Annotated in this window: 16 protein-coding genes and 1 tRNA gene; 11 read left to right on the top strand and 6 right to left on the bottom strand. The window is 67.8% G+C overall.

Annotated elements, in window-relative coordinates; translation table 11 throughout:
- The first annotated feature begins 66 nt into the window (after positions 1 to 66).
- Positions 67 to 804 carry an RluA family pseudouridine synthase gene (locus DOL89_RS14740; protein ID WP_205574595.1) on the top strand — a complete coding sequence of 246 codons (738 nt, stop codon included), beginning with the start codon at positions 67 to 69 and terminating at the stop codon, positions 802 to 804.
- 95 nt (positions 805 to 899) lie between these two features.
- Positions 900 to 1,511: a pyridoxamine 5'-phosphate oxidase family protein gene (locus DOL89_RS14735; RefSeq protein ID WP_119679828.1), complete on the top strand. Its 612-nt coding sequence runs from the start codon at positions 900 to 902 to the stop codon at positions 1,509 to 1,511.
- Positions 1,512 to 1,529: 18 nt separating this feature from the next.
- Here the strand turns inward: DOL89_RS14735 and DOL89_RS14730 are convergent, their stop codons facing one another.
- Positions 1,530 to 2,591 (bottom strand): energy transducer TonB, encoded by a 1,062-nt coding sequence (locus tag DOL89_RS14730; RefSeq protein WP_162937539.1) that lies wholly within the window; start codon positions 2,589 to 2,591, stop codon positions 1,530 to 1,532.
- Positions 2,592 to 2,768: 177 nt separating this feature from the next.
- On the opposite strand from DOL89_RS14730, the gene nrfD reads away from it, so the two are divergent.
- Genes nrfD through DOL89_RS14715 form a run of 3 tightly spaced genes read left to right on the top strand, consistent with a single transcriptional unit; the run spans position 2,769 to position 5,736 of the window.
- Entirely contained in the window at positions 2,769 to 4,115 is a 1,347-nt protein-coding gene (gene nrfD, locus DOL89_RS14725; protein ID WP_162937538.1) for an NrfD/PsrC family molybdoenzyme membrane anchor subunit, read from the top strand.
- Positions 4,112 to 4,648, top strand: a complete 537-nt coding sequence (locus DOL89_RS14720) for a DUF3341 domain-containing protein (RefSeq protein ID WP_119679826.1) — start codon at positions 4,112 to 4,114, stop codon at positions 4,646 to 4,648. Before nrfD ends, DOL89_RS14720 begins: the two co-directional genes overlap by 4 nt.
- Positions 4,645 to 5,736, top strand: coding sequence for a hypothetical protein (locus DOL89_RS14715; protein ID WP_119679825.1), 1,092 nt, complete (start codon positions 4,645 to 4,647; stop codon positions 5,734 to 5,736). The genes DOL89_RS14720 and DOL89_RS14715 overlap by 4 nt, the downstream gene beginning before the upstream one ends.
- 87 nt (positions 5,737 to 5,823) lie before the next feature.
- Here the strand turns inward: DOL89_RS14715 and DOL89_RS14710 are convergent.
- Together DOL89_RS14710 and DOL89_RS14705 are read right to left on the bottom strand one after the other, a co-directional pair.
- A tRNA-Ser gene (locus DOL89_RS14710) sits at positions 5,824 to 5,914 on the bottom strand.
- Positions 5,915 to 6,037: 123 nt separating this feature from the next.
- Positions 6,038 to 6,772 (bottom strand): YggS family pyridoxal phosphate-dependent enzyme, encoded by a 735-nt coding sequence (locus tag DOL89_RS14705; RefSeq protein ID WP_119679824.1) that lies wholly within the window; start codon positions 6,770 to 6,772, stop codon positions 6,038 to 6,040.
- 195 nt (positions 6,773 to 6,967) lie between these two features.
- Here DOL89_RS14705 and DOL89_RS14700 point away from each other — a divergent pair, with 195 nt between their 5' ends.
- The 6 genes from DOL89_RS14700 (at position 6,968) to DOL89_RS14675 (ending at position 14,963) form a co-directional block, all read left to right on the top strand.
- Complete coding sequence (locus DOL89_RS14700) at positions 6,968 to 8,026, top strand: porin (RefSeq protein ID WP_119679823.1); 1,059 nt, start codon at positions 6,968 to 6,970, stop codon at positions 8,024 to 8,026.
- A gap of 144 nt (positions 8,027 to 8,170) precedes the next feature.
- A complete protein-coding gene (locus tag DOL89_RS14695) occupies positions 8,171 to 8,683 on the top strand; it encodes a DUF3576 domain-containing protein (protein WP_162937537.1) in 513 nt (170 codons plus the stop codon).
- A gap of 87 nt (positions 8,684 to 8,770) precedes the next feature.
- Entirely contained in the window at positions 8,771 to 11,392 is a 2,622-nt protein-coding gene (gene leuS / locus DOL89_RS14690) for a leucine--tRNA ligase (protein ID WP_205574704.1), read from the top strand.
- Position 11,393: 1 nt separating this feature from the next.
- Complete coding sequence (gene lptE, locus DOL89_RS14685; RefSeq protein ID WP_225889814.1) at positions 11,394 to 11,921, top strand: LPS assembly lipoprotein LptE; 528 nt, start codon at positions 11,394 to 11,396, stop codon at positions 11,919 to 11,921.
- Positions 11,922 to 12,038: 117 nt separating this feature from the next.
- Positions 12,039 to 13,067, top strand: coding sequence for a DNA polymerase III subunit delta (gene holA, locus DOL89_RS14680; RefSeq protein WP_119679820.1), 1,029 nt, complete (start codon positions 12,039 to 12,041; stop codon positions 13,065 to 13,067).
- A 129-nt stretch (positions 13,068 to 13,196) separates the two neighbouring features.
- Positions 13,197 to 14,963, top strand: a complete 1,767-nt coding sequence (locus tag DOL89_RS14675; protein ID WP_119679819.1) for an LTA synthase family protein — start codon at positions 13,197 to 13,199, stop codon at positions 14,961 to 14,963.
- An 89-nt stretch (positions 14,964 to 15,052) separates the two neighbouring features.
- Here the strand turns inward: DOL89_RS14675 and DOL89_RS14670 are convergent, their stop codons facing one another.
- From DOL89_RS14670 to DOL89_RS14660, 3 genes are all read right to left on the bottom strand, one after another.
- The gene (locus tag DOL89_RS14670; RefSeq protein ID WP_119679818.1) at positions 15,053 to 16,951 is read right to left on the bottom strand and encodes a hypothetical protein; all 1,899 of its coding nucleotides are present in this window, start codon (positions 16,949 to 16,951) and stop codon (positions 15,053 to 15,055) included.
- Positions 16,952 to 17,032: 81 nt separating this feature from the next.
- Positions 17,033 to 17,293 carry an ACT domain-containing protein gene (locus DOL89_RS14665; protein ID WP_225889813.1) on the bottom strand — a complete coding sequence of 87 codons (261 nt, stop codon included), beginning with the start codon at positions 17,291 to 17,293 and terminating at the stop codon, positions 17,033 to 17,035.
- A gap of 141 nt (positions 17,294 to 17,434) precedes the next feature.
- Positions 17,435 to 17,896, bottom strand: a complete 462-nt coding sequence (locus DOL89_RS14660) for a hypothetical protein (protein WP_119679817.1) — start codon at positions 17,894 to 17,896, stop codon at positions 17,435 to 17,437.
- Positions 17,897 to 18,144 lie beyond the last annotated feature (248 nt).

Genomic DNA, 18,144 nt, shown 5'->3' with positions numbered 1-18,144 from the left:
GGCGGTTCCCTGGCAGGGCCGGGTCGGCTATATGGGTCGGACCTTCCCCACCCCTGGACATTGCCCGTGACCCCCGCCGAACTGGAAGCCCGCCTGCTGCACCGTGACGGGCTGATGCTGATCATCGACAAGCCGTCCGGCATGCCCGTCCATGCCGGTCCCAGCGGCGGCGACAATCTGGAGCGGCATCTGGGCGCGTTGAGCTATGGGCTGAGATGGCCGCCGGCCCTGGCCCACAGGCTGGACCGCGACACGTCGGGCTGCCTAATCCTGGGCCGGCACCCGAAGGCGCTGCGCAAGCTGGGCAAGCTGTTCCAGGAGGGGCGGATCGGCAAGGAGTACTGGACCGTGGTGCTGGGCCATCCCGCCGAAAGCGGCGGCACGGTCGACGCCGCCCTGGCCAAGCGCACCGATGCCCGCAAGGGCTGGAAGATGGTGGCCCTGGCCCCGGACGATCCGGATGGGCAGCGCAGTGTGACCAACTGGCGGGTGATGGGGCGGGGGGAGTTGCCCGGCGTCGGCCCCGTCGCCTGGATCGCGTGCGAGCCCAGGACCGGCCGCACCCATCAGATCCGCGTCCACATGGCCCATATCGGTCATCCGGTGCTGGGCGACGGCGCCTATGGCGGGCGGCCGCCGGGAACGGAGCTTCCCCTTCAGCTCCACAGCCGGTCCATCACCGTGCCGATCCAGCAGAGCAAGCCCCCCGTCACGGCCATCGCCCCGGTTCCGGAGCATATGCGCACGGCCCTGGCCGCCTGCGGCTGGGCAGGAGAAGAGCCGGCGGAAATGGCAGGAAATTAGCCGGCGGCATCCCAGGACTGCCGCCGCTGCACGCCGCATCGGCCCCTGTCTCCGTTACGCTTGCCCGAACCAATGTGGATGGGGAGGCCGCAATCATGTCCGTGATCCGCACCGTCGAGGAGCTGGAGGCGCTGTACGGCGTTCCCCAGGCTGCTTCCACCGCCAAGGAGGTGGACAGGATCACGCCCCACTACCGGGCCTTCATCGAGGCATCGCCCTTCGCCGTGCTGGCGACCTCGGGGCCGGAGGGGCTGGATTGTTCGCCGCGGGGCGACCTGCCGGGCTTTGTGCGCATCGCGGACGACCGCACGCTGATGCTGCCCGACCGGCGCGGCAACAACCGGGTGGACAGTTTGCGCAACATCGTGCGGGACCCGCGCGTGGCCCTGCTGTTCCTGGTGCCCGGCAGCGGCACCACCCTGCGCGTCAATGGTCGGGCCCATTTGTCCACGGATGCGACACTGCTGGAGAGCTTCGCCGTGGAGGGAAAGCCGCCCCGGTCGGTGATGGTGGTGGCAGTGGAGTCCGTCTATTTCCAGTGCGCCCGCGCGATCATCCGGTCGGAGCTGTGGAACCCCGAGCGCCATGTCGATCCCGCCAGCCTGCCCACCCCCGGCCAGATCCTGGCGGCCCTGACGGAGGAGCGGGTGGGCGGTGAGGCCTATGACCAGGCCTGGCCGGAGAAGGCGCGCCAGACCATGTGGTGAGGCGTAGGATTCCCGCCCTTAGCTTTCCTCCAGCATTACGGTGGTGGTCCGGTCGCCTTTCATGACCACCCGGCACCTTCCCCAGGCGGGGTCCAGGAACCAGACGGCGCCAGGAGTCCCGTCCAGCTCCAACGTCATCATCTCGCAACGTGCCAAAACCTCTATCAGCGGCCCATCCAGCCGGGCCAGGGTAAGGGTGCGGCGCATCGGCAGATAGCTGGCATAGCCCGCTCCCTCGGCGCAGCTGATGGTCTCCGGACAGTCCGCGTCGAAGTTCATGGTGATGGACATGCGGTCGCCGGACGCGGCCAGCGCTTTCATCTGCGCCACGGCCTTGGTGAAGGCCGCTGGCGCCGGAATACCGGTCTGCTCCAGACTTTCATATGTGGCGACCGCATCCCCGTAGAGGCCCATGCGCGCCTCCAGCCGGAACTTTTCCTGGAGGCGGGCAGCCTTGAACGTCTTGTCCACCGCAGTCTCGCTGGCGGCGCGGTCGATCAGGCGCAGGGCGTCCACCGGCCGGCCCAGCGCCAAGTGGAAATCGGCGTCGAGCTGGAAAATATAAGCATAGTCGTTGAGCGTCCGCGCAGCTTTATAAAGCTTTTCGATTTCGCGCCCGGTCTCGTCAAGCCGGTTGCCCCTCAATGCCTCGTCCCCCGCCTTCAAACCTTCCCGGATCGCATGGGAGGAGACGGTGCGTTCACCCGAGTTCTTGATGAAGAAGGTCAGATAGGTGATCTGGTTCTGCACCTCTACCGGCCGGCCGGCCAGCGTTGCCGGCTCATACCGCCATTGGCGGGCCGTTTCGACCGCCGGATCGGTGAAATCGCCATTGCTGGCCTCCAGCACTTCCAGATCGGTAACGGAACCGTCGGCCCGTATGGTGTGGCGCAGCATCACCCAGCCTTCATATCCGTGACGTGCCATGCTGTCGGGATATCGGGGCAGCGTGCGGTCTATGGCCTTCGGTGGCGAATAGTCCGACATGACCCGCCGCAACAGGGCCGCATCCTCCGCCGCGTATACGGAAACGGGTATAAGGCTGAGAAGGATCGCAAAAGCAGTTGATCCGATGCGCATGGCAGCACGCTCCGCGGAATGAACCGTGATGGTAAATTCCCCAGTCAGAGGGGGCAAGACATGCGCAGGTCCATCCCCATGCAACAAGACCGGCATCCGGCGGGTTGTTCCGCAATGGGCCATCCGCGCCCGCCGGGTTCCGCCCGGTCCGACCCGAACCCCTATGGAAACGGCCGGATGCCCACCGATCGGATCCTTCCCCCGGATCAGAACCATGGCGACCTGACCGAGCAGTTGTCGGACATCGCGCTGCAGCCCCCCGCCTCCCGGCCGGAGCGTCCGGCGCTGTTGACGGGGCTGCTGCTGGTGGGCGTGCTGCTTCTGTCGGTCTGGGTGCTGTTCGTGCAGGGGCCGGGCATCTGGGGGCTGGACCAGGCCACCGTCTGGGGCTTCGACATCGCCAGCTATCTGTGGTGGATCGGGCTCGGCAATGCGGGGGCGGTGATCTCCTCCCTGTTGCTGCTGCTGCGGCATAATTGGCGCAATTCGCTGAACCGGCTGGCGGAATCCATCACTTTGTTCAGCGCCCTGGTGGCGGGGCTGTTCCCGATCCTGCATCTGGGGCGGCCCTGGCTGGCCTATTGGGTGTTCCCGCTGGAGTTCCAGGACCTTGGCCTGTGGCCCCAGTTCCGCAGCCCGCTGGCCTGGGACGCCTATGCCATCTTCTGCTATCTGGGGGTGGTCGGACTGTTCTGGTATGTCGGGCTGATCCCCGATCTGGCCGCCCTGCGCGATCAGGCGCGGCGGCGGTTCTGGGCGCGGGTCTATGGCGTGCTGGCCCTGGGCTGGCGCGGATCGGGCCGGCACTGGACGCTGTGGCACCGGGCCTACCGCACCATCGCCGCCATCAGCCTGCCCTTCGTGGTGACGATCCATGCCGGGGCGGCGCTGCTGCTGGCCGGCGGGCCGGTGCCGGGCTGGCATTCCACCATCTTCCCCACTTTGTTCATGCTGGGCGGCACCTTTGCCGGCTTTGGCCTGATCGCGGCCCTGGCCGTGCTGCTGCGCCGCGGGCTGGGGCTGGGCAACGTGCTGACGGTGGACCATCTGGACCTGCTGGCCCGGCTGATTCTGGCCGTGTCGCTGGCCTACATCTACTGCCAGTTGGCCGAGATCTGGACGCTGTTCTACAAGAGCGATCGGGCGGAGTTGCTGGTGCTGCGGGACCGCTATGTCGGCCAGCACGCGCTGGTCACCTGGGTTGGCTGGATCGGGTCCATCGGGGCGGCGCAGCTTCTCTGGTTCCGGGCGGTGCGGCGGTCGCCATCGGCGCTGCTGGCTATCGGCCTGTCGATCGCGGCATCCATCTACGCCATCCATTACATGCTGCTGGTCAGCTCCCTGACCGGCGGCCACTTCCCGGCCGTGTGGCGGCCCTATAGCCCGACCTTGTCGGAATGGGGCCTGCTGGCCGGAAGCGGCGGGCTGTTCATCGCCATATTGCTGCTGTTCCTGCGCATGGCCCCGCCGATCTCCATCTTCGAGGTGAAGCAGGTGCTGGCCGATGAGCGGAGGACGGGATGAGCCCTTCCGCCACGAACCGTCTGGTATTGGCCCGCTTCGCCGACGACCAGGCCCTGATCCAGGGGGCCAAGGCCCTGCGCCAGGACGGCTATACAGGCTTCGACACCCACAGCCCCTATCCCATCGAGGAGCTGGGGGAGGTGATACAGGTGCGGGCGTGGCCCATCGCTGTGGCCGCGGCCCTGGCCGGGCTGGGGGGAGCCGCGGCGGCGCTGGCGGTGCAGGTCTATGCCAATCTGGATTATCCGCTGAATATCGGCGGCCGGGCGGTTCTGGCCTGGACGGCCTTCAGCCTGCCCGCGCTGCAGTTCGGCACCCTGGCAGCGGTGATCGGGGCGGTCGGCACATTCCTGCTGATGAGCGGCCTGCCGCGGCTGAGCCATCCGGCCTTCAGTGACGGCCGGTTCCGCGATGCCACCGATGACGGCTTTTTCATCAGCATCGACGGCAGCGATCCCCGTTTCGCGCCGGATCGTGCGGCGGCGGCGCTGAAGCGGGCCGGGGCGGTCTGGGTAAGGGAGCTGCCGGCATGACGGCGACGCGCTGGATGACATGGATCGGCGGGGCCACCATGCTGGGCGCGCTGGTCCTGGCGGTCTGCGTGTTCCTGATGGGCGGGCAGCCGGTGCTGCGCGCCTGGTTCGTCGCGGTGCTGACCCTGGGGGCGGTGCCGGTGGGCTGCCTGGCCCTGCTGATAACCAACCACCTGCTGCGGCGCGACGTGTTCCTGGCCCGGGTGCTGGAGGCCGGCTGCTACGGGCTGTGGCCCCTGGCCGTGGCCTTCCTGCCCATCGCGCTGTTTCCTGGCGCCATATATCCCTGGACGGCGCCGGAGTTCCGGCCGACCGGGGCGTTGCAGGAGGTCTGGCTGGACAGCACCTGGTTCGGCCTGCGCGCCGTGCTGTACTTCGCCGTCTGGCTGGGCTGCGCCATGCTGCTGATCCGGGAGGACAGGGTGGTGGCGCCGGGCGACCGGCGCACCGGCACGGCGGTGGCGGCGGCCATGCTGTACGCCGCCACCATCTCTTTCGCCGGGCTGGACTGGTGCATGACGCTGAATCCGGAATTCGCCTCCTCCGGCTATGGCTGGATGATGGCGGCGCATCAGGTGGCGGCGGCCCTGGGCTTCGCCGTTTTCGCCGACGACCTGCTGACCGACGATCCGGAGCCGCCGGCCGTGGTGCGCGGGCTGATGATCGGGGGCGTCCTGATCTGGGCCTTCTTCGCCTATATGGAATGGATGGTGATCTGGAGCGGCAACGTGCCCGCCATGGCCTCCTGGTACCTGGACCGGGACGGTGGGGTCTGGCCCTCGCTCCGCTGGGTGGTGGCGCTGCTGATGGCGGCGGGGGTCGCCGGCGCGCTGCTGGTGCCGCTATGGCCGCGCACCAGGCTGGTCCGGCTGGCCGCCCTGTGCATCCTGGTCGGCCAGTTGCTGGAAGGGGTCTGGAACCTGCTGCCCGCCTTCGGCCCGGCGACCCTGGCGCAGGTGGCGCTGTTCCTGTTGTCCATGCTCACCGTGGGCGGGGCGCTGGCGGTAGTGTTCCTGAAGGCGCTGGCAACCCGCCCCCCGGAAGCCGACCAGGAAGATGCCGTCGGAGCCGCTGTCGGCCCTGCGTGACGGCAGCCGCTTCCGCCTATCGGAACGGGCAGCAACGGTCCGCAGCCCGGCCGGGGCGCGTCACATCATCGATGGCTGAAAGGAAAGTGGCGGAGGGGATGAGATTCGAACTCACGATACGGTTTTGCCGTATACCCGCTTTCCAGGCGAGCGCCTTCAACCACTCGGCCACCCCTCCGCTGGAACAGGGCCGGGACCATACAGAGGAAGCGGTGAGGCTTCAAGCCCTGTTTTTCAGGTTCCGGCCGTGCCTGGAATGGGCCCCTATCTAGGGGATCGCGCGCCGGAATGGAAGCGGTTTTCAGCCCTCATCCGCAGATGGATCGCGCACCGCCCGTTCCCCGAAGATGCCGGTGCCGACGCGGACCATGGTGGCGCCCAGCCGCACCGCCACGTCGAAATCGCTGCTCATCCCCATGCTGAGGCCCGGAACGAAGTGGCGTTTTGCCAGATCGGCCAGCAGGGCGAAATGCATGGAGGGTTCCTCCTCCGCCGGGGGGATGCACATCAGCCCGGCGACCTGGAGCCCGTAATCCGCCTTGCAGGCGGCCAGGAACGCGCCGACCTCCGACGGGGCGATGCCGGCCTTCTGCGGCTCCTCCCCCGTATTGACCTCCACATAGAATTTCGGCCAGCGGTTCTGCTTGCGGCATTCGGCCGCCAGCGCCTGGGCCAGCTTGGGCCGGTCCACCGTCTGGATCACGTCGAACAGCGCCACCGCATCCTTGACCTTGTTGGTCTGGAGCGGCCCGATCAGGTGCAGCTCGATGTCCGGATAGTCCCGGCGCAGGTCCGGGAACTTGGACTTCGCCTCCTGCACCCGGTTTTCCCCGAACACGCGCTGGCCGGCGGCAAGTGCGGCACGGAGTTTCTCCATCGGCTGGACCTTGGAGACCGCCACCAGCTTCACCGCCCGCGGGTCGCGGTCGGCGGCTTGGGCCGCGTCGGCGATCACCTTGCGCACCGCGGCCAGATTGGCGGCGATGTCGTCGGTGGGATGCACGGGGGCGGGGGGCGGCTTGGTGGCTCTGGGCATGGCGGGCCGATCGGGTAGGGAGGACGATGCTGGGGCTGGACATTTGGCCCGGCCGTGGCGAATTTCCAGCGGGCGGGCGCCGAATGCAAGCCCCGCCCCCGCCGCCTGCCACCGGCCTGCCCAAATCGACAGGCAGGTTCACGCCCATCCGCCGGACCACCACCGGACCCCACAGGCCAGAGACCGGACCCGCCCATGACGTTCCGCCGCACGCTGCCCCTCGTCGCCCTCGCCCTTGCCGGAGCGCCGCTGCCGGTGCTGGCCGCCGAGCCCGAGTTCCTTTTCTCCGGCATCGGCCAGGCCGCCGGCGTCTACGCCACCAGCCCCGCCCCCGGCGGCGACCGCTGGAGCGCCTATGCCGGTTACGGCCTGACGGGCGAGATGGAGGTCACCACGGACAGCGGCATGCGCTACGGGCTGGTGGGCACCATCGGCTCCGGCGATTATGAGCGCAGCCTGAACCGGCCCGGCACCAACGAGAAGGTCACCCTGAACGAGGGCTACATCTACCTGACCAGCGCCTGGGGCGGGCTCCGCATCGGGGATGAGGACGGGGCGGCCAAGCGGGCCATCGACCTGATGCCCCTGATCGGCGGCGGTCAGTTCGACGGCTACTGGACCGGAGGCGCCGGGGCCGAGCCATTCGCCGACCATCTGGGCCGCAACAGCGACGATGCCACCAAAATCCTGTACGAGACCCCGCGCCTGTTCGGGCTGCGCGCCGGCCTCTCCTATGCGCCGGAGCGGGACAGTCTGGTGGAGGATCTGAAGGACCCGTCCTTCGTCCCGGCGGAGGATGATTTCTGGGAATTCGGCCTGAACTACCGCGGCGACGCGGCGGCCGTCAGCTATGAGCTGGCGGCTGGCTACGGGTTGGGTGAAGGCGGTGCGCCGGGCGTGGACGATACCCGCCATCTCAGCCTGGCCGGCCTGCTTCTCTATGGCGGGTTCAGCGCCGGGGCGGTCTGGTTCGACGACGAGGTCGGGCTGCCCGGCGGCGGCGGAACCGATGTCAACGGCCTGACCCTGCAAGGGAACTATGAGAACGGCCCCTATGGCCTGACCGTCTGGTGGCAGACCCAGGAGGCCGATGCCATATCCGACTACGAGGCCTATGGGTTGGGCCTGTCCTGGCGGGTGCGGCCGGAAGCCACGCTGGGGCTGGATCTCGTCCGCTATGCGAACGAACCCGTGGGCCCGGCCAACAACGACAAGGGCGTCGCGGTGCAGGTGTCGGGGACGTTGCGGTTCTGAGGGGCGGCTGTTTGCAGGACCGTCGACGCTGTCAACGGTCCTCCCTTCCCCGCACCAGACCAGCCCCCCGAATCCGCCGCCTTGCCTCGCGGCGGCTTTTTTGCTCTAAGGTGTGGCTTCCTGATATCCCCGGGTGGTTTGCACATGTCGCGTCGCGTTTCCCCGTTCGGCCGCACTCTCCTGCTGGGCACACTGGTGCTCGGCCTGGCCGGTTGCTCGACCCTGGAAAGCTGGCTGACGCCGGAGGAGGAGCAGGTTCCCGATCTGGCCGCAACCCGCATGAACACCAGCGATGCGGCGGGCATGACGGCCGCCGCCGTGCCGGGTGCGCGCGTCGGGGTGAACGCCTATCTGTGGCGCGCCAGCCTGGACACGTTGAACTTCCTGCCGATCCTGCAGGCCGATCCCTATGGCGGCACGATCCTGACCGACTGGTACAGCCCGCCCTCCACCCCGAATGAGCGGTTCAAGGTGAACCTGCTGATCCTGGACGCGGCCCTGCGTGCCGATGGCGTCCGCGCCACCGTGTTCCGGCAGGCGCTGGACCCCCAGGGCAACTGGCGCGACGCGCCGGTGGCGGCGGAGACGGCGACCCAGCTTGAGAATTCGATCCTGACGCGGGCCCGTCAGCTACGCGTCGCCTCCGCCCCGAACTGAGCACCGCCCCGGCGGGCGCCGACCCCCCTTCGTTCTTCCAGACCCTGGGGGTGTCGCCCCGCCCGGCGCGACACCGGCACACCAGAGATTCCGAGAAGAGAGGGGACGATGTCCCGCTACAACGTTGCTGAGACCGAGAAGAAGTGGCAGTCGGTCTGGGAAGAGCGCCGCTGCTTCGAGGTCGAGCCGGACCAGAGCCGGCCCAAATACTATGTGCTGGAGATGTTTCCCTATCCGTCGGGGCGCATCCACATGGGGCACGTCCGCAACTACACCATCGGCGACGTGATCGCCCGCTACAAGCGGGCCCAGGGCTTCAACGTCCTGCACCCGATGGGCTGGGACGCCTTCGGCCTGCCGGCGGAGAATGCGGCGCTGGAACGGGGCGTCCACCCCGGCAAATGGACCTACGAGAACATCGCCGCCATGCGCGGCCAGCTCAAGACGATGGGTCTCGCCATCGACTGGAGCCGGGAGATCGCCACCTGCCGGCCGGAATATTACCGGCATGAGCAGAAGATGTTCCTGGATTTCCTGAAGGCCGGGCTGGCCTACCGGAAGGAGAGCTGGGTCAATTGGGACCCGGTGGACAACACCGTGCTGGCGAACGAGCAGGTGGTGGACGGCCGCGGCTGGCGCACCGGCGCCCTGGTCGAGAAGCGCAAGCTGTCCCAGTGGTTCCTGAAGATCACCGAGTTCGCGGACGAGCTGCTGGAGGCCCTGAAGGGGCTGGAGCGCTGGCCGGACAAGGTCCGCATCATGCAGGAGAACTGGATCGGCAAGAGCCAGGGCCTGCGCTTCTTCTTCCGGCTGGAGGGCGGCCCGCTGGGTGCCGCGGCGGAGGATCTGGAGGTCTTCACCACCCGTCCGGACACGCTGTACGGGGCAAGCTTCGTCGCCATCAGCCCCAACCACCCGCTGGCCGCCAAGGTGGCGGAGCAGAACCCGGCCTTGGCCGAGTTCATCGCCGAATGCAACCGCATGGGCACCAGCGAGGCCGCGCTGGAGCAGGCGGAGAAGCGGGGCTTCGACACCGGCATCAGGGCGGAGCATCCCTTCGTGCCGGGCTGGATGCTGCCCGTGCATGTCGCGAACTTCGTGCTGATGGAATACGGCACCGGCGCCATCTTCGGCTGCCCGGCGCATGACCAGCGCGACCTGGATTTCGCCCGCAAGTACGATCTGCCGGTGAAGCCCGTGGTGGTGCCGGCCGGCGAGGACCCGGCCGTTTTCCAGGTGGGCGACGAGGCCTATACCGGTCCCGGCACCATCCAGAATTCCAGCTTCCTGGACGGCATGTCCGTGGAGGAGGCGAAGAGCGCCGCGATCGCGAAGATCGAGGAGATGGGCCGCGGGCAGGGCACGACCATGTTCCGCCTGCGCGACTGGGGCGTCAGCCGCCAGCGCTACTGGGGCTGCCCGATCCCGGTGATCCACTGCCCCGCCTGCGGCGTGGTGCCGGTGCCGGAGGATCAGCTTCCGGTCACGCTGCCGGAGGATGTGACCTTCGACCAGCCCGGCAACCCGCTGGCCCGCCATCCGAGCTGGAAGCATGTCGAGTGCCCCGGCTGCGGCGCGGATGCGGAGCGGGAGACGGACACCTTCGACACCTTCATCGAGTCGAGCTGGTACTTCCTGCGCTTCGCCGACCCGCGGAACGAGGGCACGGCGTTCGAGCCGGGCAAGGCCGGCTACTGGCTGCCGGTGGACCAGTATATCGGCGGCATCGAGCATGCGGTTCTGCACCTGCTCTATGCCCGCTTCTGGACGCGGGCGCTGGCCCATTGCGGCTACGGCACCCAGCCGGAGCCCTTCGCCGGCCTGTTCACCCAGGGCATGGTGACGCACGCCACATATCAGGACGCCGCCGGCAAGTGGCTGTTCCCGACCGACGTGGAGACGCGCGACGGGCAGGCGGTGAGGGTGGATGACGGCGCGCCGGTCACGGTCGGCCCCGTGATCAAGATGTCCAAATCCAAGAAGAACGTCGTCGATCCGCAGAACATCATCGAGACCTACGGCGCCGATGCGGCCCGCCTGTTCATGATGTCGGACAGCCCGGCGGAGCGCGACCTGGAATGGACCACCGCCGGCATCGACGGGGCCTGGCGCTACATCAACCGTCTCTGGCGGCTGGTGACGGAGCCGGGCTTCGATCTGGCCGCCGCCGGTGCTGCCCGGCCGGACAGCTTCGGGGAGGCCGCCACCGCCATCCGCCGCGCCGCCCACAAGGCCGCGGCCGGGGTGGGGGAGGATATCGAGGGCTTCCGCTTCAACAGCGCCGTCGCTAAGGTCCGCACCTTCACCAACGCCCTGGGCGATGCCTTCACCGGTGTGGCCAAGTCCGGCGCCGGGCCGGATGAGGCCTGGGCCGCGCGCGAGGCGCTGGAGATTCTGGCCCAGCTCGTCCAGCCGGTGATGCCGCATCTGGCGCAGGAGCTGTGGGCGCAGCTTGGCCATGACGACCTGCTGGTGGACCGCCCCTGGCCCAAGGCCGACCAGTCCCTGGTGGTGGATGAGAGCGTGACCGTGGCCGTGCAGGTCAACGGCAAGCTGCGCGCCACCATCCAGCTTCCCCGCGACGCCGCCAACGATGCCGCACAGGCGGCGGCGCTGGCCGAGGAGGGCGTGCAGAAGGCGATGGAGGGCAAGACCGTGCGCAAGGTGGTGGTCGTGCCCAACCGCATCGTCAATGTGGTGGTGGGCTGAGGTGCGGCGGCAATCCTCCATAGCCGCCCTGGCGGCGCTGGCCCTGCTGGGCCCAGCCCTGTCGGGCTGCGGCTTCCGCCCGGTCTATGGCAGCTATTCCGCCGCCGCGGTCTCAGGCGCCGAGCTGGGGCAGGTGGCGATCGAGCCGATCGGGGAGCGCAACGGGCAGGTGCTGCGCAACCTGCTGATCGACCGCTTCTATGCCGACGGCCGCCCCGCCAGCCCCAGCCACCGGCTGCTGATCCGGCTGGCGGCGACGGAGGAGGATCTGGGCATCCGCCGCGACGCCACCGCCACCCGCGCCCGCATACGGCTGGTCGCTGATTACGAGTTGGTGGACGGGACCACGGGCCAGACCGTGTATCGCAGCTTCAGCCGCGCCGTGGTCAGCTACAATCTGCTGGAAGCGCAGTATGCCACGCTGGTGGCGGAGCAGGACGCCTATGAGCGGGGCCTGACCGAGCTGGCGGAGGACATCCGCACCCGCATCGCCCTGTTCTTCACCCGCGATCCGGCATCCGAAGAGTAGGTCGGTCACGCACAGCGTGGCCGACACCGGGGCCGGGAACGTCGGCCACGCTGTGCGTGACCGACCTACGCAGGGCGCGCTATCCTCGTCATCCCATCAAGATCGGCCCCTGCATCCATGAAAGTCCAGCCGCGCAACGTCGATGGCTTCCTCCGCCGCCCGCCGCCGGACATCCGCGTGGTGCTGGTCTACGGGCCGGATACGGGGCTGGTGCGGGAGCGGGGGGCGGTGGCGGCCCGGTCGGTGCTGGACGACCTGTCCGACCCGTTCCGGGTGGCGGAGATGAAGAGCGACCAGGCGGCATCCGATCCGGCCCGCCTGTTCGACGAGATGGCGTCCATGGCGCTGACCGGCGGGCGGCGGCTGGTGCGCATCCGCGATGCCGACGACGGGCTGGCCCCGGCCCTGACCACCCTGCTGAAATCCCCGCCGCCCGGCGACAGCCTGCTGGTGCTGGAAGCGGGGGATTTGGGCAAATCCTCCAAGCTGCGCAGCTTGTGCGAGGACAACGATCTGGCCGGCGCCGTCGCCTGCTATGTGGAGGATGAGCAGGCCCTGGCCGGCACCATCGCCCGTATGCTGGGAGATCACGGGCTTCAGATCGACCAGGATGCCCGCGACTGGCTGGCCGGCAATCTGGTTGGTGACCGCGGGCTGGCCCGCAACGAGATCGACAAGCTGGCCATCTACATGATCGGCCAGAAGCGCGTCGCCCTGGCCGATGTGCGCGCCGTGATCGGCGACAGCGCCAGCCTGGAGATGGACGAGCCGGCCCTGGCCGCCGCCGATGGCGATCTGGCCGCGGTGGACCGGTCCCTGCAGCGGCTGTTCGGGGAGGGGACGAGCCCGGTGGCCCTGCTCCGCTCCGCCCAGCGGCATTTCCAACGGCTTCACCAGGGCGTGGCCATGCTGGCCCATGGCAAGACGCCGCAGCAGGCGGTAAAGGCCCTGCGCCCCCCGGTCTTCTTCAAGATCGAGGCCCAGGTCACCGCCCAGCTCCGCCGCTGGAACCTGCCCACCCTGCAACAGGCGCTGCAACGCCTGCTGGAGGCGGAGGCGGAGGTGAAGCGCACCCATATCCCGGACGAAACCGTCTGCGCCCGCGCCTTCTTCCAACTGGCGCAACTGGCCAAGCGCCGGGGCTGAGCCGCGGGCCGGATCAGGCGCCGATGCCGCTTGATGACATTTCGGTGATGGATTTATGAACTGGGGCGTTAGTACTGACGCCTGCCGGCAGACCCGCCGGAATTGGGCCTGCGGGTGGGATTCCGGTCGATGCGGACATACAGGGGCAATTGGGCCTGTGGGCTGGGCATCGCCCTGGCTGCGACGGCGATGCTGTATGGCGGCTGCCAGCTCGTTGCCGGGCGGGTCTTCGGGCTGCATATCGATCCCGCCGCCGTGCCCCTGGACCTGGGTTTCCACCTCGGCGTTTCCGCCCTGATCTACACGGCCTCACGCCGGCTGTGGGCGAATCTGGTGCTTCAGCTCCTGCTCGTGGGTACGCTGCATCTGGGCCATGCGGTGAAGACCGCCTTCTATGGCGGGCCGCTGATGCCCGACGATCTGGCCAGCCTTCCGGCGCTGCTGCGCATCGCGGAGGGGCCGGCCTTCCTGGGGCTGGTTGCGCTGCTGGGACTGCTGGCGCTGCTGACGGTCGGCAATATCGATCCGAGCCGCAAGCGCAGCCGGGCCGCCATCGCAGGGCTGGCCGGCATCGCCGGGCTGGTCACACTGACCCCCGGACCGGTCACGGCGGCCCTTGACGGGCTGTACGGCCATGTGGACTGGAACCCGCGCGGGAACCTGGAGCGCCGCGGGCCGGCCATCCATCTGGTGCAGGAAACCGCCCGCCGGTTCGCCGCATCGGGCCCCCCGCCCGGCCCGGCGGAGGTGGCCCGGGCGGCGGAGGCGCTGCTGGCCCGGCGGCCGTCCCGCGAGGCCCCGGCCGGGGTGATCCAGGCCGTGGATGTGCAGCGCGTGTCGCGGCGCAATGTCCACATGATCGTGATGGAGAGTTTCTGGGACGCCGGGCTGCTGACCCCCGGCCATGGGCTGACCGCCGATCCCTTCCCGCCGGAGTTCCGGGCGCTGTGGGACGCGGCGGGGAACTCCCGCGCCTTGTCGCCCGTCTTCGGCGGCCATACCGCCAATGCCGAGTTCGAGGCGCTCTGCGGGCTGCCGGTGATGAACGAGGGCGTGGTGTTCGAAACGCGGCTGCGCCGCGACGTGCCCTGCCTGCCCCGGCTGCTGGCCGATGCCGGCTATGAGACGGTGGCCAGCCACCCCAACACGGCGGCCTTCTGGAACCGCATCAACGCCTATCGCCGGGTCGGCTTCGGCACCTACTGGTCCGACCGGGACTTCGTTCTGGACGACATGAATGACGGCTTCCTGTCGGATGCCAGCCTGTACACGCAGGTCCTGGACAAGCTGGAGCCGCTGATGGAGACCGGCACGCCCACCTTCAACTACATCCTGACCTTCTTCGGCCATCTGGGATATCCGCTGAACGCCGCCCGGCCGCCGGTGATCGGCAGCGACGGCCAGGTCTGGCTGGTCCAGCCCTACGCCGACACGGCCCATTATAAGGCGGCGGAGCTGATGGAGATGCTGGCGCGGCTGCGCGCCCGCGATCCGGACGGGCTGATCGTCATCTTCGGCGACCATCTGCCCTTCCTGGGCTTCAATTTCGACGGATACACGCAGGCCGGGCTGCTGCACGAGGATCGCGGCAGCTTCACGCCGGAGATGGTGCGGACGGTCAGCGCCACGCCGCTGATCATCATCGACGGCCAGAACGGGGCCGTGCCGGTGGGCGATCTTCCGATCTACCGCATCCCCGGCCTGATCCTGGAGCTGCTGGGGCTGGAGACGCCCAGCATCATGGATTACACGGCCACCCCGCCCGGCCTGACCATCCGCCCCTTTCCCGGCCACCAGTTGATCCTGGCGGAGGGGAGGAGCCCGCGGTCTGCCATGGCGGAGACGAAGCGCCGGCCTGCGCCGCCGCGGCCGGCTGGGTGGAGGAGGTGGCGGTGATCAAGCACGACCTGCTGCGCGGTGCCGGCCACGCCGCGCGGCCATCGGGGCCGGCGCTGGTGTCTGGCCGGTAACGCCCGGCCAGCTGGTCAGACCCCGGCCCGATCCCCGGGCTTTCTGCCTCTACGTCTGCGCTGGAAGGTTGGCAGCTTATAATCCCCTTCTGCGATCAGGCGCCACTCCACCAGATTTTTGACCGCAGCTTCCATGATGCTATCGGTGAGTTTATCGGCAACCAGCTGCTCGCCGACAATGTCGACGATCAGGTTCAAGAAGAAGCCCAGGTCCAACTCATCGGTCTGGGCGTCCGTTACCTTCTTCAGCCGGGCTGACAGGCGCTCGCGCACATCCACCAGATTGACCTTGCGGAAAGGCCAGTCTTCGGTTTCCTGGACCTCGGTCGCACGGCCGTAGAGGGGGATGATGGGAAGCTTTCCATCAGGATGCATCTTCCAGGCTGCATCTTCGCCAGCGAGAGCGGAGACTTCCTGCTCCTTGAAGACTCCGTTCTCACGATCAAGAACAAAGTGCGTCTTCAGATATTCCTGGCAGTTCTTCCGACCTAGAAGATAATCGTGCCGGCGATAGTCCTTGGACAGGAAACCGCAGAATGCCGACAGGCCAGCACTCGCGATTGCCTTGTGTCCCGCCAGCCCGTCACGTTGCGGCGTGATGATGAAGCGGCTGTAGACATCGTCGTCCAAGGCCAACATCAGGTCGGAGGTGGCATAGCGGGACTGGTCGATGAAAGCCGTAGGCAGTCGCCCCAGAATATTCAGCAGGGCCGTATCGGCGTCGTCGGGCGTGGTGCGAAGATCCGGGGCATCGGAGAATGGGTCGATCAGCATGACGCCCCGGTTCGCTGCTTTCGCATCACGGGGATTGCGGCCAGTAAGGCCGGCAAGCGCCGTCCTCGCCAGCTCGACCGGTTTGACATTCAGCGTACCGCCATCGACCACGATGAATTTGTAATCTGCAGGGATTTCTCCATCCTCGGAAGGCTTCAACATCTCCCAAACCGGAAGATTCAGCCTCACCTGCAGCTTGCCATCGTCCCCGGGAACTACATCCGGGCGGTAGATGTAGTGGATCAGCGGCCGTTCCAGTTCACGGGCAGGAAAGCCGAGCGGGAAGGCGCTGGTGCCAAGGGCGAAAGCCCTGACGCAACTCCAATTCTTGGCGACCAGGCCATCGGGCCCGGTGTCGGGGACCTCCTCATTGCTGCTGATCGAAAACGCGTCGAATGCCGTCTTCCGTGGGCGGCCCGGCTGTGATGCGGGGTCGGTCACAGGGATGGAAAAGCGGACAAAATCCCCGTGGGCCGTCGCATACTGGTCGACTGTCTGAACCGTTGTCCCACTCTCCGTAAAGCCCAGCCGGTAGGCCATGCCGCGGAGATTGGCCAAGGTCATGATCAATTCCAGCGGGTCCTGCACAAAATTGCTACGGTCCAGCGTGGAAGGGTCGAGGCGATCCAGCGTGAGATTCAGCAGCGCATCGGCAGCATTTTCCAATGGGGTGGGGTCCAGAACACTTCGCAGCCCCTTGCTCTTCTTGATGTCCTCTGTTCCGGTCAGCCCGATAATGTCGAGGCTTTCCACCCAGGTCGCATAGAATGGATTTTTCCTGCAATCGTCCTGGGAAGTGCTCTTTGCGACATGCGGGAACTGGAAAGGCAGGCAGCGGGCGAAAATGGTCCCGCATACGCCTCCGCCCGACGTACCTGCCACAACCTTGATCTTCAGGTCATGGGTCGGAACCGTCGGCGGTCCCCCAGCCCTCTCCTGCTCCTGGCGGCGGATCGTCCATTCGTCCAAGGCTTCCAGAAGGAAATCCAGCACGCCAGCGGTATAGCACCCGGCGGACACCGTCCCGCCCAGCACCAAAGCCAGTTCATAAGTGTGTGGCGGCGGGTCCTTCGGCTCCTCCTCATAGGCTGCAATGATCGACTTTATGTCATCTTCCGTCGGCGGTTTGAAAATCGACATTTCCTGTTCCCCACCTGAATACCTTCAAGAGAGAATCCTGCCGCAGGCGAGATGAAATGTATAGACGAGATGTACGATAGCTTAGCCTGCCGGGAGTTGTACACTGTGCCCATAGCTCTGAAGAGCGATCAGGCTATCGTCCAGCGCGCCCGCCTTCACCAGCAGATAGTCGGTATCGAAGGTAGCGACGGGAAGCAGGCTGATCCCGGCCTCCGCCAGGGGCCTTGCGAGGGCGGCGATCACGCCGGTGGTGCCGAAATCGAACGGCCCCGCCACCTTCAGCGCCCGCCACGGCCCGTCCTGCCGCACCCCGGCGGGCACACGCGCCGCGGCGCAGATCACGGACAGCTCATCGGCCGTGCGGGTGATCGAGACGAAGCCGGGACCGTCCCCCAGGCGGGCAGCGGGGCGTCCGCGGGAAGCCGGCAGACGGCGAGATCGCCGGGCAGGACTTCGAGCCTGTGGAGCGCGGACATGCCGGGATCAGGCCGGCTTGGCGGCCGGAAGCTTCACCGGTTCCTCATAGGAGACGACGACGGAGAGCTTCCAGCCATCCGGCCCCGGTGCGGCCCGGCGGAGGAGATAGCTGGTGGAGAACCGCATGATCTCTGCCTGCTCCGCATTGCGCAGCAGCCAGAGCACCTCCACCCGCGCGAGATCGCCGCCGCAGGGCCAGGCCCACACGGCCGCCGGCACCGGCCAGGCGAGACCGATCCCGCGATAGGTGTCCAGCAGACCCTGCACATAAGGGGCCACCTGCTCCCGGCTGCCATAGGCGACCGGCCGCTCCGCCGTGAGCACCGTCAACGGCAGATCGAACAGCTCCGCCACGCGCGCCGCGTCATAGGCCGCGAAGGCTGCCGAATAGGCGTTGAAGAACGCCGCCGCCTCGGCCCCCGTATTGTCCTGCGGCCAGGGGAAGGGGGACGGCGTGGTGTGCGGCATGGGGCGGGTCCTGGTGGGGGCGGCCTTCCACCCCTCGACAGGCTCAGGGTGAGGAGGGAGAGGGCCGGGGGAGTTGTTCGGCAAGCATGCCGATTGCGACGACCACCTGCAAGGAGCAGACGGTCTTGACCTCACCCTGAGCTTGTCGTTGCCGAAGGCAGACGCCGAAGGCGGCTAGGGCGAGGTCAAGGCGGGGTGGTGTTCGAACAGCGTCGGCCACGCTGCGCGTGACCGACCTACGGGGCCGC

Source organism: Indioceanicola profundi, from assembly GCF_003568845.1.
GTDB lineage: Bacteria > Pseudomonadota > Alphaproteobacteria > Azospirillales > Azospirillaceae > Indioceanicola > Indioceanicola profundi.
This window is presented reverse-complemented; position numbering and strand designations above follow the sequence as displayed.